Annotated in this window: 11 protein-coding genes and 1 riboswitch; of the genes, 9 read left to right on the top strand and 2 right to left on the bottom strand. The window is 36.9% G+C overall.

What is annotated here, in order from left to right:
- Window positions 1-53: 53 nt before the first annotated feature.
- The 4 genes from NST77_RS16240 to NST77_RS16225 all read left to right on the top strand — a co-directional run bounded on the left by NST77_RS16240 (window position 54) and on the right by NST77_RS16225 (window position 4,185).
- Window positions 54-869, top strand: coding sequence for an ABC transporter permease (locus NST77_RS16240; RefSeq protein ID WP_095329933.1), 816 nt, complete (start codon window positions 54-56; stop codon window positions 867-869).
- 44 nt (window positions 870-913) lie between these two features.
- On the top strand, window positions 914-1,948 hold the full coding sequence (locus NST77_RS16235) for an ABC transporter substrate-binding protein (protein ID WP_171509969.1): 1,035 nt from the start codon (window positions 914-916) through the stop codon (window positions 1,946-1,948).
- Between the two features lie 70 nt (window positions 1,949-2,018).
- Complete coding sequence (locus NST77_RS16230; protein WP_171509968.1) at window positions 2,019-2,630, top strand: cysteine hydrolase family protein; 612 nt, start codon at window positions 2,019-2,021, stop codon at window positions 2,628-2,630.
- A gap of 97 nt (window positions 2,631-2,727) precedes the next feature.
- Window positions 2,728-4,185, top strand: a complete 1,458-nt coding sequence (locus NST77_RS16225) for an MFS transporter (RefSeq protein ID WP_095329932.1) — start codon at window positions 2,728-2,730, stop codon at window positions 4,183-4,185.
- Between the two features lie 858 nt (window positions 4,186-5,043).
- Here NST77_RS16225 and NST77_RS16220 read toward each other — a convergent pair.
- Complete coding sequence (locus NST77_RS16220; RefSeq protein ID WP_171509967.1) at window positions 5,044-6,726, bottom strand: methyl-accepting chemotaxis protein; 1,683 nt, start codon at window positions 6,724-6,726, stop codon at window positions 5,044-5,046.
- A 236-nt stretch (window positions 6,727-6,962) separates the two neighbouring features.
- Between NST77_RS16220 and NST77_RS16215 the strand changes: the two genes are divergently transcribed.
- The 5 genes from NST77_RS16215 (at window position 6,963) to NST77_RS16195 (ending at window position 11,615) form a co-directional block, all read left to right on the top strand.
- Entirely contained in the window at window positions 6,963-7,469 is a 507-nt protein-coding gene (locus tag NST77_RS16215) for a cupin domain-containing protein (RefSeq protein WP_095329935.1), read from the top strand.
- A gap of 164 nt (window positions 7,470-7,633) precedes the next feature.
- A complete protein-coding gene (locus tag NST77_RS16210) occupies window positions 7,634-9,370 on the top strand; it encodes a phospho-sugar mutase (protein ID WP_123258261.1) in 1,737 nt (578 codons plus the stop codon).
- Between the two features lie 268 nt (window positions 9,371-9,638).
- Window positions 9,639-9,980, top strand: a complete 342-nt coding sequence (locus tag NST77_RS16205; protein WP_095329937.1) for a single-stranded DNA-binding protein — start codon at window positions 9,639-9,641, stop codon at window positions 9,978-9,980.
- 14 nt (window positions 9,981-9,994) lie between these two features.
- The gene (locus NST77_RS16200) at window positions 9,995-10,141 is read left to right on the top strand and encodes a hypothetical protein (RefSeq protein ID WP_164463704.1); all 147 of its coding nucleotides are present in this window, start codon (window positions 9,995-9,997) and stop codon (window positions 10,139-10,141) included.
- Window positions 10,142-10,546: 405 nt separating this feature from the next.
- A riboswitch (cyclic di-GMP riboswitch) is annotated at window positions 10,547-10,635 on the bottom strand.
- A gap of 233 nt (window positions 10,636-10,868) precedes the next feature.
- Entirely contained in the window at window positions 10,869-11,615 is a 747-nt protein-coding gene (locus NST77_RS16195) for a WecB/TagA/CpsF family glycosyltransferase (protein WP_171509966.1), read from the top strand.
- A gap of 39 nt (window positions 11,616-11,654) precedes the next feature.
- Here the strand turns inward: NST77_RS16195 and NST77_RS16190 are convergent, their stop codons facing one another.
- Window positions 11,655-15,275 carry an alpha-amylase family glycosyl hydrolase gene (locus NST77_RS16190; RefSeq protein ID WP_341123204.1) on the bottom strand — a complete coding sequence of 1,207 codons (3,621 nt, stop codon included), beginning with the start codon at window positions 15,273-15,275 and terminating at the stop codon, window positions 11,655-11,657.
- Window positions 15,276-15,618 lie beyond the last annotated feature (343 nt).

Here is a 15,618-nt window from a genome sequence, read left to right as displayed (position 1 = left end):
GAACATAGATGAGAGACAATTCAGAGCAAATTATTTTGCCGCACAAAGTAAAAATGCAAGAGGTAGATACATTGCCGATTATAGAGGATGAGGAATTAAAGGAAAGAAGAAAGAAGCGAATAACGCTAATTGGGCAAGTTTTAATTGGTATTCTTTTCTTTATTTTATGGGAACTATTCACAAAGTGGAAAATAATCGATTCTTATTATTGGAGCAGTCCGACGATTATTTGGGAAACAGGCGTTATTGCTTTTACGGAAGGAACTTTATGGAGTGATCTTCTATACACTTCAGGTGCGACTATAATCGGCTTTCTTTTTGGCACATTTTTTGGTGCATTGCTTGGATTGTCCTTTTGGTGGTCCTATTTTTATTCCAGAATCGCAGAGCCATATTTAATTGCTTTTAACGCTATCCCTAAACTTGCATTAGCTCCGGTTTTAGTTATTCTTTTTGGGATTGGCTTCAGCTCAAAAGTTGTTCTGGCATTTATGATGACTGTGATTGTAACTGCTATTGCTGCACATAGTGGCGTGAAAAGTGTAGATGCTGATTTAGAAAGAATGCTTTTTTCCCTTGGCGCAAAAAAACATCATATTTTTACAAAAGTCGTTATTCCCTCTGCTATGCCGTGGATTGTCAGCAGTTTGAAAATTAATATTGCCTTAGCCTTAGCGGGAACAATCGTAGGAGAATTTATTAGTTCGCGACAAGGGATTGGCAGAATGATTTTGTACGCAGGACAAATTATGAATATAAATTTAGTATGGGTAGGAGTTGTTGTTTTATCCATATTATCAGTGTTGATGTATATAGGGACTGTTTGGCTGGAAAAGCGCTTATTAAGAGGAAAAGGATTGAGAGAGTAGTTCTATCCAGTTTAGATAAAGCATCAAATAGGGGGAAAGTTTACATGAAAAAAAATCGCTACTTTCATTTTGGAATTTATTTAATACTACTTTTAATTATTTTTAGCGGATGTTCCTCAACAAAAGGCACAAGTAGTAAAAAAGAGTCTGAGAATGGAACAAAGAAGCTTGTTATTGCCGAACCAGCTCATTTAATTGGCTATCTGCCTTTATATGCAGCGATTCGGGAAGGCTTTTTTGAAGAAGAGGGACTAGAGGTTGAAATAATTACAGCAACAGGCGGTGCCCATGTTACTTCTGTAGTTAGCGGGGATGCATGGGGAAATATTGGTGGCCCAGAATCGAATCAAATGGCTAACACAGGAAATGCTGATCCTATTGTTTCTGTAGTAAATGTTGTAAATCGAGCCAATGTATACTTAATGGCGGATACAGAGCAAACAATAGCCAATACTAGTAAGGAGAAACTTGCTGATTATTTAAAAGGAAAAACCATTGCAGCAGGGCGCTTTGGCGGAAGTCCCAATTTATTAACGCGGTGGTTATTAATGGATGTCGGTTTAGATCCTGAAAAAGATGTCAAACTAGAAGAACCTGCAGATGCAAGTGCTGTCGTTTCATTAGTTGAATCGGGTCAAGCTGATATAGCGAATGGCGCAGAACCACAGATTACCGAAGGAATAAATAAAGGAGTTTGGGCAGCACCCTTTTATAGCTTTGCCAGTCTTGGTGACTACCCATATTCGGTATTAAGCGTGAAAAAATCAACAATAGAAGAAGAGCCAGAGACAGTAAAAAGCTTTGTCAGTGCAGTTATGAAAGGACTTAAGACGATTGATGAGGATCATGAATTGGCGATGAAAATTTTAAAACAAGAATTCCCTTCGACTGCGGAGAAAAGCTTGCAGGCTTCGCTTGATCGGGCTTATGCAGACAGTCTTTGGAGTAAGGATGGCTTTATTTCCGAAGAGGCACTTGCAAAACCAATGGAAGTTGTCGAAAAAACTGGAGTTTATACAAATGGCTATCAATACGATAAGCTAATTGACATGCAATTTGTGGATGAGCTTTCTAAATAACATGGATCATTTTGATGGGAATGCAAAAGGATACAGGTAGGTATAAATTTAACACGAAAGGATGAGGCTGATGAATCAACTAGAATGGAATCCCAAACATACTGCATTACTAATTGTTGATGTTCAAAATGATTATTGTCATAAAGAAGGAAGCTTAGCTCAGCAGGATTTAGATGTATCTATGGTAGATGAAATGATGCCAAATCTAAAAGACATGATCGCTTCGATGAAAGATATAAATGTGCCGATTATTTATATACAAACAATTCATGAGGACAGCACAGATTCAGAAACGTGGATTAAGCGACTAAAGGGAAAAAATCAGAAGGGGCTTTGCCGAAAGGATACATGGGGAGCAGGATTTTATCAATTGGAACCAGAGAAGAATGATGTTATCGTAATAAAACATAGATATAGTGCATTTATTAATACAAGATTGGATTCTGTTCTGAGAGCATTAAAAATTGAGACGCTGTTAATGGCAGGTGTTAGCACAAATATATGTGTGGAATCAACAGCAAGAGATGGTTTTATGCTGGATTATGATGTTATTTTCTTATCAGATTGTACGGCAGCCTTCTCAAAAGAGGCACATGAGATGACCTTGCAAACCATTAACCAGTTCTTTGGTACAGTTGCCACCAGTAAAGAAGTGGTTAAATCTATTCATGCTCTACAGTAGAAAGAGAATAGCTTAATTGGAGGAAACGGGGGAGAAGTTTATAATACTCTCATTCCTCCTCTTTCGATTTGAATGCATAGCATAAAGGATGATTTAAATGACAAAAAATAAGCTGAGTTTTTTAGAAGTAAGAAAAGAAGCATCAGCCTCGAGCCAAAAATTCCAATCTATACTTTTACTGCTATCTGTTTGTACGGGTGCTTTTTTGTCCCACTTTTCTGCTGGATTTGTCAATATTGCCTTAACCGATATATCCATTGACTTTTCGGCAAAGCTTTCTGTTACCCAATGGATTGTCAATGGCTATCTATTGGCGATTATGTTGTTTTTACCGTTGATGGGGAAACTAGCAGATCAGTTTGGAAAGAAGCGTATACATAATCTTGGCTATTTAGTTTTTGCGGTGGGAGCATGTGGATCCGCCCTGTCTTTCAATATTCCTATGTTGATTATTGCTAGAGTAATCCAAGGTAGTGGGGCAGCAATGCTTCAAGCAGTTAATATGGCAATTGTGACAGATGTTTATCCTGAGAAACATCGAGGAAAAGCCCTTGGGATTATCAGTACATCTGTCGGAATCGGAGCATTATTAGGTCCCTCTGTTGGTGGATTTTTTATCGAATCCTTTTCTTGGCATATCTTATTTTGGACTGTTGTTCCAATAAGTATTGGAGCCTATTTTTTAGCACAGAAATTTGTTCCAATTGACCGCCATTTTGAACATTCTAGCTTTGATTACAAAGGCAGCATCTATTTTGGGATAGGGATTGTTTCCTTTGTTTTTGTTCTCAACTCGATTGGCGAGGGAGCTTATAAGATCTATTTATTAGGGATTGCCTGTGTTAGTGTTGCCTGTTTTCTTTTCTTTTTCTTCCATAGTAAGAAGGAGGAGCACCCGTTTATCCAACCATCAATTTTCTCTTCCCCCATTGTGAAAGCCGGTGGATTAATCTTAATGACAAGCTATTGTGCAGCATTTGCTTCGACTGTTATATTACCTTTTTATTTACGAGGTGTTTTAGGCTTTTCTGCTGAGCAGTCAGGACTTTTATTAATGTGTTATCCATTGCTTCTGGCAGTACTTGGTCCTATTAGTGGATCGTTAGCAGACCGGTTTGGGGGAGAAAAGGTAGTCCTAGTTGGTTTAGGGCTTTTATGTATAACGATGCTTGGGCTGAGCTTCCTATCTCCTGGGACATCCTTACCTACATTAATCATATTGCTTTGTTTATTGGGGTTCTCGATGGGGATCTTAACATCGCCCAATTACAGCATAATGATGCTATATGTTCCCTTACAATTCTTAGGAATGATGAGCAGTACTATTGCCTTGCTAAGAAATATTGGAATGGTAATCGGGACAGCGCTAGCGATTACTTTTATGAATATGTGGTTAGATGGAACGATTACTGATTGGATGAATGATACAAGACGCTCGGAATTCGAGGCAGTCATGTTAGGCTTTCACTATTTATTTCTGCTTTTATTTGTTCTTCTGGTATTAATTGCTATTTATTTTGTTTATTCTGTCTGGAGAAAAAAGAAGGAGGAGTGAGGAGTGGAAGAAGGATGAAAAATTAATATTTATAGGGAATACTCGATGAAATGAATGGTGATTTTGGCTAAAAGTAGCGAGAAATTAGTCAAATACACCGGGGAATCAAGGGAAATACGAGGGAATCAGCCAACCGGAGCAAGAAATCAGCCAAAGTAAGAAAATATCAGCCAACCGGAGCAGGAAATCAGCCAAAGTAAAAAAATATCAGCCAAACGGGGCGAGAAATCAGCCAAAGTAGAAAAATATCAGCCAACCGGAGCAGGAAATCAGCCAAAGTAAAAAAATATCAGCCAACCGGCGCAGGAAATCAGCCAAAGTAAAAAAATATCAGGCGATCGGGGCAGGAAATCAGCCAAAGTAAAAAAATATCAGCCAACCGGAGCGAGAAATCAGCCAAAGTAAGAAAATATCAGCCAACCGGAGCAGGAAATCAGCCAAAGTAAGAAAATATCAGCCAACTGGAGCAGGAAATCAGCCAAAGTAGAAAAATATCAGCCAACCGGGGCAGGAAATCAGCCAAAGTAAAAAAATATCAGCCAACCGGAGCAGGAAATCAGCCAAAGTAAAAAAATATCAGCCAACCGGAGCAGGAAATCAGCCAAAGTAAGAAAATATCAGCCGATCGGGGCAGGAAATCAGCCAAAGTAAAAAAATATCAGCCAACCGGGGCAGGAAATCAGCCAAAGTAAGAAAATATCAGCCAACTGGGGCAGGAAATCAGCCAAAGTAAGAAAATATCAGCCGATCGGGGCAGGAAATCAGCCAAACCACAAATCATTATTCCATTCCCCTCAAAAAAACACCCGAAAAGTAATTTTTACGCTAACTTTTCGGGTCTTCTTGCTTCAAAAAAATTTAGTTTTCACTATTAAACTGAGACACACTTTTCATTAATTCATCTGCCATGCTGGATAAGGATTCAGCAGAAGCTTTAATTTCTTCCATCGATGCTGATTGTTCTTCTGTAGAAGCGGCAACTTCTTCTGTACTATTTCCATTTTCTTTAGCAAGAAGGGTAATTTCATTTGCAACCTCGACCACATCTTTAATCTGTATTGTGATGGTAGCAACTGTTTGGGCAACCTCTTCTATTTCTGGGGCCACCTTTTGAGTGTTGGACACAATGGTCGAGAAGGATTCAACCGTATTTGTTGAAATAGTTACTCCGTTCTTCGCTCGATCCATTGTCTCATTTAACATGGTGACTGCGTCGGATGTATCCTGCTGAATTCCATGTAAAGATTGGGAAATATCTTGTGCGGAAGCTTGAGACTGCTCCGCTAATTTACGAACTTCATCGGCTACAATGGCAAAGCCTTTGCCGTTTTCTCCTGCTCTAGCCGCCTCAATAGCCGCGTTTAATGCTAATAAATTTGTTTGCTCGGCAATATTACTTATTAACTCAATCATTTTTCCTATTTCTTGTGATCGGTCAGCTAAAGAAGCAATAATCGAATTGGAACGTTGTACAGAGTCATAAATGAATTTCATTTGTGTTAAATTATCTTCGATTTGTTTTGTTCCCTTTTCTGCATTTGTAAAGGCAGCTTGTGATAAGGCAGACACATGCAAAGAACGATCCTGAATCGCCTCTACTCCGGTTAAAATTGAATCTAAGGCAAGCGTATTGCCAGATATTTTAACAATTGCATGTTCATTGCTAGCAGCAATTGCCTGAATAGAGGAAGCAATGGCTGCAGACGCATTGCTTGATTGTTCTGCACTTGCATTTAATTGCTCTGCAGATGCTGCTACAAGATTTGAGCTTTCTGTCATGTTAACAATCATTTTTGCTAAATTCTCTTTCATTTGTTCAAAAGCTTCATTTAATTGATAAATTTCATCTCTGGATTTTATTGGGGATTTTGCTGTGTGTAAGTTCCCTTTTGCGACTTTTTGCATATTTGTTTTTAAATACTGAATTGGTTTCATAATAAGAGCTGATTGAAGGAAACCCATTACGATAGATAGCAACGTAACTAATACACTAAAAATAAGTACCAGCATCATTCTTTGTTCAGAATCTGTATGAGCTCTTTCAACCTCTGGATTCAAAATATCATGGGTCAGCCAAATATTAAAAGCTTCCGTTTGATCAGATAAGCTGTCAGATAATGTCGTAATCTCATCTAAAGCAGATGGAGAAGGGTTATTACTATTCATCAATGCATTCGCCTTATGAGTAAGTTCTTTGTTTAAAGTCTGTATATCCTTTAATCGCTTTACTGTTTCTGCCTCAGTAGAGATTTCTATCCCAGTGTTAACAAGCGTATCAATATTTGTGCTTGCGCCATTTACTCTATTTTTATAGGCATCAGTTCTATAAACAAAATAACCCCTTAAGTTTGAAATTTCTCTAGCTGCATTTGTCTGTATTTGTTCAGAAATAGAGCGTAATTCTGTTACGGTTTCAATTACATAATCATAAGTTTCTACTGTTTCTTTTGTACTTTTATAAGAATAATAGGACAGAATCATAAATAAAATAGAAACAATCAGAAAGCTTGCTAATAATTTATACCTGATGGAAATTTTCATACTGTTCGCCTTCCTTTTTTAATGTAAATAATCCTCATATATCAAAATTAAAAGATACCTTGAATATTATCGACGGAAATTTGCTTATTTTTAGTAGAAAATTCAAAAGTCGGAATAAAAAGAAAAGAGGTAATTATTTGAATTAATGGTTTTGTTGCTTCTATCAATAACTGTAGGAATGATTTAGGAAGAAGAGGGGTATACAGTAATATCAATTGACAAAGAGGTGTGCATCCATGGGGAATCCAGATATTACAATGTATTATTTCGAACAGAATAGATATATACCCAATCATCCTTATCTCCCAGCACTTCATTATAAAAGGGCAATGGAGAATAAGGAAGACGAAATGGAAAAGGTCTTTCAGCAAAATAATTGGAAAAATACCTGGTCAGGAGGAGTATTCTCCTATCATCATTATCACAGCAATGCCCATGAAGTTCTGGGGATAAAAACAGGCTCTGCTTTATTACAAATAGGCGGAGAAGGTGGATCCAAGCTTATTGTAAAGAGTGGTGATGTCTTATTGCTTCCTGCAGGAACTGGTCATAAGAAATTATCTGCCTCTCCAGAATTTGAAGTGATCGGTGCATATCCAAATGGGGAAGATTATAATATAAAAACAGATGTAGAGAAAGACTTAGATGGTGTACAGGAAGAGATTGAAAGTGCATTTTTTCCAGCTGCTGATCCAGTCTATGGAGAAAACGGCCCGCTGTCAAAGATGTGGAGACAAAAATGATGTGCGTGAAATGGATCTAGGAATCTTATTGGGATAGGAACTACGACCTAATTGGTGAAGAGTGTTCCACAAGAATGGTTTTGAAAAAATCTTTACTTATATACATATTTTAGGTAATGTAAAGATATATGGTTAATTAATTTAAAGGTGGGAGAACAGCGACAATGGCTTATAAAGAGATCGTAGAAAAGTGGACAAGTTTTGCAGGATTAGAAGCGAACTTAAAAACGCAACTAACAGAATTACAAACATCTGATAAGTTGCTGGAGGACAGTTTTTACAAACATTTAGAATTTGGTACAGGCGGTATGCGTGGAGAACTAGGACCTGGTATTAATCGCATGAATATTTATACTGTTCGTAAAGCAGCAGAAGGATTAGGGAAATACATAGTAGAGCAAGGAGAAGAAGCGATGAAGCGCGGGGTAGCTGTAGCGTATGATTCTCGTCATCAATCTCCAGAATTTGCCCTAGAAGTTGCGAAAGTAGTAGGTAAGCTTGGAGTTAAATCCTATGTGTTTGAAGAGCTTCGTCCTACACCTGCATTATCTTTTGCTGTACGCTATTTAAATACATTTGCGGGAGTAGTGATTACCGCTAGTCACAATCCTCCTGAGTATAATGGCTTTAAAGCATACGGAGAAGACGGTGGACAACTTCCTCCTGAGGCTGCAGATATCATTATTAAATATGTAAATGAAGTCGAAGATGAGCTTACAATTGAAGTTTTAGAGGAAAAAGAGTTACTAGAAAAAGGTTTATTAACATATATTGGTGCAGAAGTAGATGCTGCCTATGTAGAACAACTAAAAACAATCCAATTAAATCGTTTGCCAGAAGCAAAGGATTTAAAAATTGTTTATACTCCATTACATGGTACTGGAAACAAGCCAGTCCGTGCTGGTTTAGAAGCGTTTGGATTTGAAAATGTAACAGTTGTGAAAGAACAAGAATTACCTGATGCTAACTTTTCTACCGTAAAATCACCTAATCCAGAAGAGCATGCAGCTTTTGAAATTGCGATTCGTTACGGCAAAGAAATCGATGCTGACGTTCTCCTTGCTACAGATCCAGATGCAGATCGACTAGGGGTTGCAGTGAAGGATACAAGTGGCGAATACACAGTTCTTACCGGAAATCAATTAGGTGCATTAATGCTTGAATACTTATTGTCTGAGAAAAAAGCAAAAGGAATGCTTCCAGAAAATGGCGTTGTCATTAAAACAATCGTTACCTCTGAAATCGGCCGCACGATTGCAAAATCTTATGGCATTCCAACTATTGATACTTTGACAGGGTTCAAGTTTATTGGAGAGAAAATTAAAGAGTTTGAACAAACACATGAGCATACATTCCTTTTCGGTTATGAAGAGAGCTATGGCTATTTAATCGGTGATTTCGTGCGCGATAAAGATGCTGTTCAATCTGCTATTTTTGCTGCAGAGGTTGCTGCTTATTATAAAGCAAAAGGATTAACGCTTCATGAAGGTTTACTAGAAATCTTTAAAAAGTATGGCTTCTACCAAGAAGGTTTAGAATCATTAACATTAAAAGGAAAAGATGGAGCAGAGCAAATTGCATATATTATGGATACTTTCCGTAAAGCTCCTATCAAAGAGGTTAAGGGCTTAAACGTTGTAGCAGTGGAAGACTATTTAACAAGTAAGCGTTCAGAAGGTCTAACAGAAACATTGATTGATCTACCAAAATCTAATGTAATTAAATATTATTTAGAAGATGGTTCATGGTTCTGCCTTCGTCCATCTGGAACAGAGCCAAAAGCGAAATTCTATTTTAGCGTAAATAGTTCTTCTTTAGAAGAAAGCACAAGTAAGCTAGAAGCACTGAAGCTAGGCGTAATGGAGCAAGTGAATGCAGTAATCGACGGATATAATAAATAAATTACCAAAACTCCTTCAAGATTGTTTGGGAAAAGCGAAGTGATATTCTTTTTCTAGACATTCGATGAAGGAGTTTTTTTATTGATAAAAATAAAAAAAGCAAAACTTTAAATTTGAACGTTATATCTGCTCCAAAACTTAAAAATCGCTTAGGCGAAATCTTCGTTTTCTTTATGCAAACACGCTCAAAACTTGAATTTTCGGCATTTTCCCTCTGCTCTAATTTATAGTATGATTTTACTAATTTAAGAGAGAAGGGAGGGAGAAGATGATCAATCAAGTTACTTTAGTAGGAAGGCTAACGAAAGATCCAGAACTGCGAGTAACACAAGAAGGAACTTCTATTGTCCATGTGACTGTTGCAGTAAATAGAAACTACAAGAATCAAGCTGGTGATTATGATGCAGATTTTGTGCAATGTACCTTTTGGAATAAGGTAGCGGAAAATACAGCTCAGTATTGTCATAAAGGCTCTCTAGTTGGAGTCGTTGGCCGAATACAGACAAGAAACTATGAAAATCAAGAGCGGAAAAAGGTCTATGTAACAGAAGTTATTGCTGAATCCGTACGTTTCTTGGACCCTAAAAAACTAGAACAAACCATTCCTTAAAGGAGGAAAACAAGGTGAATAATGTACCAGATTTAATGGTTACATTAATTAAAATGCAGGCAAAGACTAATGAAAAATTAGAACAATGTAATGTAAGAATAAAACAGCTAGAACATATTATTCAGATGGAAACTATCACTCGAACTTCCCCAACATCTTAAGACTTTCACCATATACACTACTCACACAAAAATTATCTTTCCGTTTCAAAGCTCTTTCTTTGAAACACCATCCTTTATTAGAAAAAATCAATACACACTTCGATTCTATTCCCCATTATTTAGTGTCCAATGTGACACTTTTTTTGTTTGCAGGTGAAGTGAAATAGAAAAGATACCTTAATAGATTAACTATTAAGGTTGAAACGCTACCATATTTTAAAATATTCTAACAATTTATTCGTTGCTATTTTCTAGTATTGTTAACATTGCACGAACTTCTTCTTGTGTTAAGCCCTGCTTTTATGCCTCCGAGATAAGCGATAACCATTCACTATCCAAATTGCTTTCAGTTTGAATTTCGGTGGGAAACAAATTAATCATGATAATTAACCTCCTTATAGAATATAAGGTGGCCCAGCCATCATAGTAAAAAAATCTACCTTAGACCCGAAGCTTTGCGTCCCACCCTTTCAGATGGTTTGCCTTTATCTGTTAATTGTACAATAAAATTTTATCACTATTATCCAAAAGTTAATAACATTTTCATATGAAATCTTTCGACATATTCCAACATTTGTGTAGTGAATATTTCTTAATAAAGAGAAAAGTTTTACAAATTAGAAGTCCTGCTTTGTAGAGGGATTGTTAGCTTGAATTGTTTCTAGTAGACAATTTTTATATAATAGAAAAGGGCTTTTTTAAAAAATTTCTCATTAGGGGATACAAAATGGATAAGAAATGGCTAGGAAATTTAAAAGTAAATGTTATAAGCTCAAAAGAAGCTATTAAGTATATAAAGGAAAAACTAGACAAAAGAATAGCAACGGATGTTTTTTTTCTAAATGACCATGGATATAATATTGCCCAAAAGGACACAGAATATCGGGAAATGCTGAATAATGCTGATTTATTGTTAAATGATGGAATTGGTATTGAAATGGGAGCAAAGCTTTTCGGCTTTTCTTTTAAGGAGAATTTAAATGGTACAGATTTTATTCCGGCTTTATTTGCATCATTAAATGAAGAGAAGCGTAATCAACCATATCGAGTGTTTCTTTTGGGAGCTAAACCAGGTGTTGCCCAAAAGGCACAAGAGCGGCTGCAGCAAACATATCAAAATATTTTATTTGTAGGTAATCAGGATGGTTATTTCCCGAAAGAGAATACGGAAAATATAATTAGTCAGATTAATGAAAGTAAAGCAGATATCCTTTTAGTAGGATTTGGAATGCCGTTACAGGAACAATGGATTAATGAATATCGTTCAAAGCTAGAGAGTACGATTACGATGGCAGTAGGTGCTTTTATTGATTTTTCTTCCGGTGAAGTGACAAGAGCTCCTAAAATCTTTCGCGACCTCCGGCTTGAGTGGCTATATCGAATGGGTAAAGAACCGAGAAGATTATGGAAACGCAATGTCGTTGGACATGCCTCCTTTTTCTACTCTATTTATAAACAAAGAAAAACAAACTGAAAAATGCCAGATAAGGAAAAAAACTTATCTGGCATTTTCTTATTTATTTGCTGTATGTTTCTTTCTTCGAATAAATATTACCGTTCCAATTACTAGCAGACCTAACCCGATTAAAATAAGGTTATAAGAGTCAGTGGCAGTATTAGGAAGTGCTGCTATTCCATTCCCTTTGTTAGGAGTGGTTGAGGGTTCTGCTGCTTGTTTAGAACCCTGATTGTTGGAACCATCTGATCCAGGTTGATTCCCTCCATTATCATTAGATGTTGGAGGCGTTTCTGAATCCGTTTCTCCAGGAGTAGAAGGTACCTCTGGTTCTGTAGGGTGAGGCGGCTTTGCTTGCCCCGCATCTACTAATAAAACAGTTCCGCCGTCTTCTCTAGAAGGAATGGTTAGCGTAATTTTATTTTCACTAATAGAATATGTTTTACCAGAATATAAGTCTACTGCTTCTTTCATAAATGGAACCTCAAAGGTTGCGTCTGTCGCTGTTTCCTTCGTATTGAGAGCAACAAAAATTTGTTGATTTGTGTATTCGCGTTTAAAGACAGAATAACCTTCCGCGTCACTACCTGCTAGGTGAGTACGAGTCCCTTTGGAAAATATGCTGGAGTATTTTTTCCTAACATTTAATAGTTTTGTATAATGCTCCAGAACATCGTTGTTTTTCGTTAGATTCCATTCCATGTCATAGCGGTTATCATAGTAGGGATAATTATTTGCCCCTGACAGACCAAGCTCTTCTCCATAGTAAATGACAGGTTGACCTTTAGACGTAATTTGCAATGCAGCTGCAAGCTTAAGCTTGCCAATATCACCATCTACAGATTCTAAAAAGCCATCTTCATCGTGACTACCTAGAAATTGCCCTAATGTGCCTGTGTTTGAAAGCTTATTGTTTCTCTCTTCTAACGCACTTTGGACACGCTCTATATGACCATTGGCAAAGTCACGTGCTAAATTCTTAAAATCAAAATCTAATAAGGAGTCCATCATCCCGCTATTTAAATAGCCTTGGTCATCATTCACTTGAGCTCCCCATGCTTCTCCAATTAATTTAAAGGTTGGCAAAACTTTTGTTAATTCATTTTTAAAGCTTGACCATGTTGTATTTTCAACGTGTTTTACGGTATCCACGCGGAAGTAATCAATGGTATTTCCTTTCGCTGTCTTTGATTTTTCAATCCAGCTAGTTTGCCAATCTACAATTTGCTTCCTTACATCTGGATCCTCCGTTAAGAAATCAGGCAGTCCTGATAGCTCGCCTTGTACAGTATCTGTGCCGCCATCACGGAACATTCCAGCAAAACGATTTCTATCTTCAGCAGTAGGGAAGTTGGCGATTTTTCCATCATTTACGGCATCACTTGCTTTTAACCCATAGCCCGCATGATTTACGACAACGTCCACCATAATTTTTATTCCACGTTCATGGGCTGCATCAATTAGTTCATGGAAATCCTCCATTGTTCCAAAATGAGGATTCAATTTTTCAAAATTACTAGCCCAATATCCATGATATGCATAATAAGGAGTATCTGGATTTTCATAGCGAACATCATACTGGATATTTTCTACTATCGGATTAATCCATATTGTATTGATTCCTAGATTTTCGAGATAATCTAGCTTTTTCGTAATTCCTTTAAAGTCTCCACCATGATAGGTCCCAGGTTTACTTGGATCATAGCCAATGCCATATGGATCATTATTCGCTGAATTTCCATCGAAGAATCGGTCTGTTAGCATAAAGTAAATTCTTGCTTCATCCCAGTCAAAATCATCTTTTCCCACTGATTGTCTTGCTTTAACCGTGATTTTTGCTTGATCGGTATGAGTGTTGCCATACAGATCAGTGATGTAAACGGGAATTTCTTTCGCCCCTGTAGTGGTATTTTGGTCAATGGCGATGGTAAGCTCCTTTAATTTTGGATCAATTGCTACTTTTTCTTTTCCGCCAATAGCGCGTAAATCAGCATATACTTCACGGATAGCTGTATTTTTGTTTGTTTGCCAATCAACGGAAAGGACGGCATTATCGTTATAAGTCACTTCTTTTGGAGTGATATCTGTAAGCAAGTCAAAATCTGCTTTTTCATAGACAAGCATAGATGCTCCATTTTCCGTATTATATGGATCAGTTACTTCTGTTTCGATGCCATCGATTGTTACAAAGAAAGAATAGGGATGCTTTCCTTCAGGGATATTTTCTATTGTATAGGAAAAACGCTCATTTTTTGCTTCATTCGTCATGTTATAACGTTTTCCATTAAATTGAAGTTCTACTTTTTCTATTTTATTCATTTCGTTTTTTGCATATAAATCTTTGTCTCTGTAGTAGAAGGTAGCATTTCCGTTTTCTAAAACGGGTCCAGTGACTTCAGGCACAATATATAGCTCCTCTTGACCACTTGTAACATAAACTTTTGTGATTAAATCCGATGTATTTAGAGGAATGTAACGATCGCCATTTCCTTCTTTAATAGCTGTATCCCAATTTTCGCCTTTTCGTAAAATAAATCCAACGCTTTGGGCGGCTTCGCTTACATTAATTGCTGCAGTCGCCATTCCATGAAGGTTGCGATCAAAATCAATTTGGTCATCTTTTACACCAGTTCCCCATACCCAGATATTCCAGTCTTTATAATCCAAATCAGGACGATCATACATAAATTGAATATGGCGCCTTACATAATCCCCTCCTTTTAAATCTTTTATCGCTTTAATAGCATCATCTTGTGCGTAGAAAACAGTTTCTACTCCTTCAATTATCCATGCTTCTGCAGCTTGTTTGCCATCAGCTATTTTAATAGAGTTCTGTATATCTTGCGCTTCCCAATTTCCTTTCCGTGGAATAATCGTTATTTCATTTTCTGGAAAAGAATAGTTCCCACTTGTAAACGTATAATCATTTGTCACTTCCTCTGTAAATGGAAAGCCATTATCAGGAATCCCACTGTTAAAAATCCATATATCCCATTTCGTATAGTCTTCATCTAGACGATAGTAGTTAATAGTGTACGAATACATATTGCCAACAATATCAATTTTCTTTTCTACCTTTTCCCCATCCTTTTCAGCAAGCAGGATAAAGGATTCATTAGTTTTTGCATTGTCTTGTATGGTTAGTCGGCCATCAACAATGTCGATCCCTTCTACTTTCTCTTTCACTGACCAAGTCAGCTCTGTTTCTTTTTGTGTACTGCCATCTTTATTAACTAGCGTCGCTTCTAATGGATAGGATTTACTTTTTTCAACCTTCCCCGGTATAGAATCAAGATTTAAGCCGGGAACAACGAAGCGACTATTGCCATCTTCCATAGTCTCATTGGCTGGATCTGTTATCCATTCATTATCAACAATAAACTTATATTGATAGACGCCGGCTGCAAGATTTGAAATAGAAAGGGACCAGCGATTATCTGTGTCCTTTTTCATGCTTAATGCTCCATTTTGCCAGTCAGTAAAGTTTCCTGCTACTTTCACTTCCTGTGCAGATGCATTGTCATAGGAGAATTGTACAGACTTATCAGCATTGACGATAGGAGAATCTAGTAAATTATCTGCTTTTGCCTTTTTACTTGGAAGATAACCTCCAAAGCTTGTGAAAATAAGAAGAAAAATTAAACATAGTGCGAGATAAGGATGTTTTTTCGTTTTCAAAAAACATTCTCCTTTCCATTTTTTTATGAGAACAGAAAGACTTCTGTTACTACCTATGTACTGCAAAGAAAACGATTGCCCTAATAGCATAAAGGTGATGTATTAAGAAAGTGAGTTCATGATGGGGTATTTGTGAAAACGTTTGCGCGAAATAGCAAAATAAGATGTTGTTGTTAGAATGATAGACAAGAAAACTTGAAAGCGGTTTCTTTATTTGAGTCTATTTAAAGATACTATGATTTTGTCTATTTTACAATAGTCTATTCCTTTTTTAGTGTCAATTTACGATTAATATCTTACAGTAAAAAAATTTACAAATAATGTGATAAAATAGAAGGGAGGA

The organism is Niallia sp. FSL W8-0177 (assembly GCF_038006285.1).
In the GTDB taxonomy this organism is placed as follows: domain Bacteria; phylum Bacillota; class Bacilli; order Bacillales; family Cytobacillaceae; genus Niallia; species Niallia circulans_A.
The sequence above is the reverse complement of the archived record's forward strand: the minus strand, read 5'-3'. Positions and strand labels throughout refer to the sequence as shown.

Bases quoted from the DNA above. Each gene is read 5' to 3' on its own strand.
- NST77_RS16240 (WP_095329933.1), top strand. From the start codon at position 54: ATGCAAGAGGTAGATACATTGCCGATTATAGAGGATGAGGAATTAAAG.
- NST77_RS16235 (WP_171509969.1), top strand. From the start codon at position 914: ATGAAAAAAAATCGCTACTTTCATTTTGGAATTTATTTAATACTACTT.
- NST77_RS16230 (WP_171509968.1), top strand. From the start codon at position 2,019: ATGAATCAACTAGAATGGAATCCCAAACATACTGCATTACTAATTGTT.
- NST77_RS16225 (WP_095329932.1), top strand. From the start codon at position 2,728: ATGACAAAAAATAAGCTGAGTTTTTTAGAAGTAAGAAAAGAAGCATCA.
- NST77_RS16220 (WP_171509967.1), bottom strand. From the start codon at position 6,726: ATGAAAATTTCCATCAGGTATAAATTATTAGCAAGCTTTCTGATTGTT.
- NST77_RS16215 (WP_095329935.1), top strand. From the start codon at position 6,963: ATGGGGAATCCAGATATTACAATGTATTATTTCGAACAGAATAGATAT.
- NST77_RS16210 (WP_123258261.1), top strand. From the start codon at position 7,634: ATGGCTTATAAAGAGATCGTAGAAAAGTGGACAAGTTTTGCAGGATTA.
- NST77_RS16205 (WP_095329937.1), top strand. From the start codon at position 9,639: ATGATCAATCAAGTTACTTTAGTAGGAAGGCTAACGAAAGATCCAGAA.
- NST77_RS16195 (WP_171509966.1), top strand. From the start codon at position 10,869: ATGGATAAGAAATGGCTAGGAAATTTAAAAGTAAATGTTATAAGCTCA.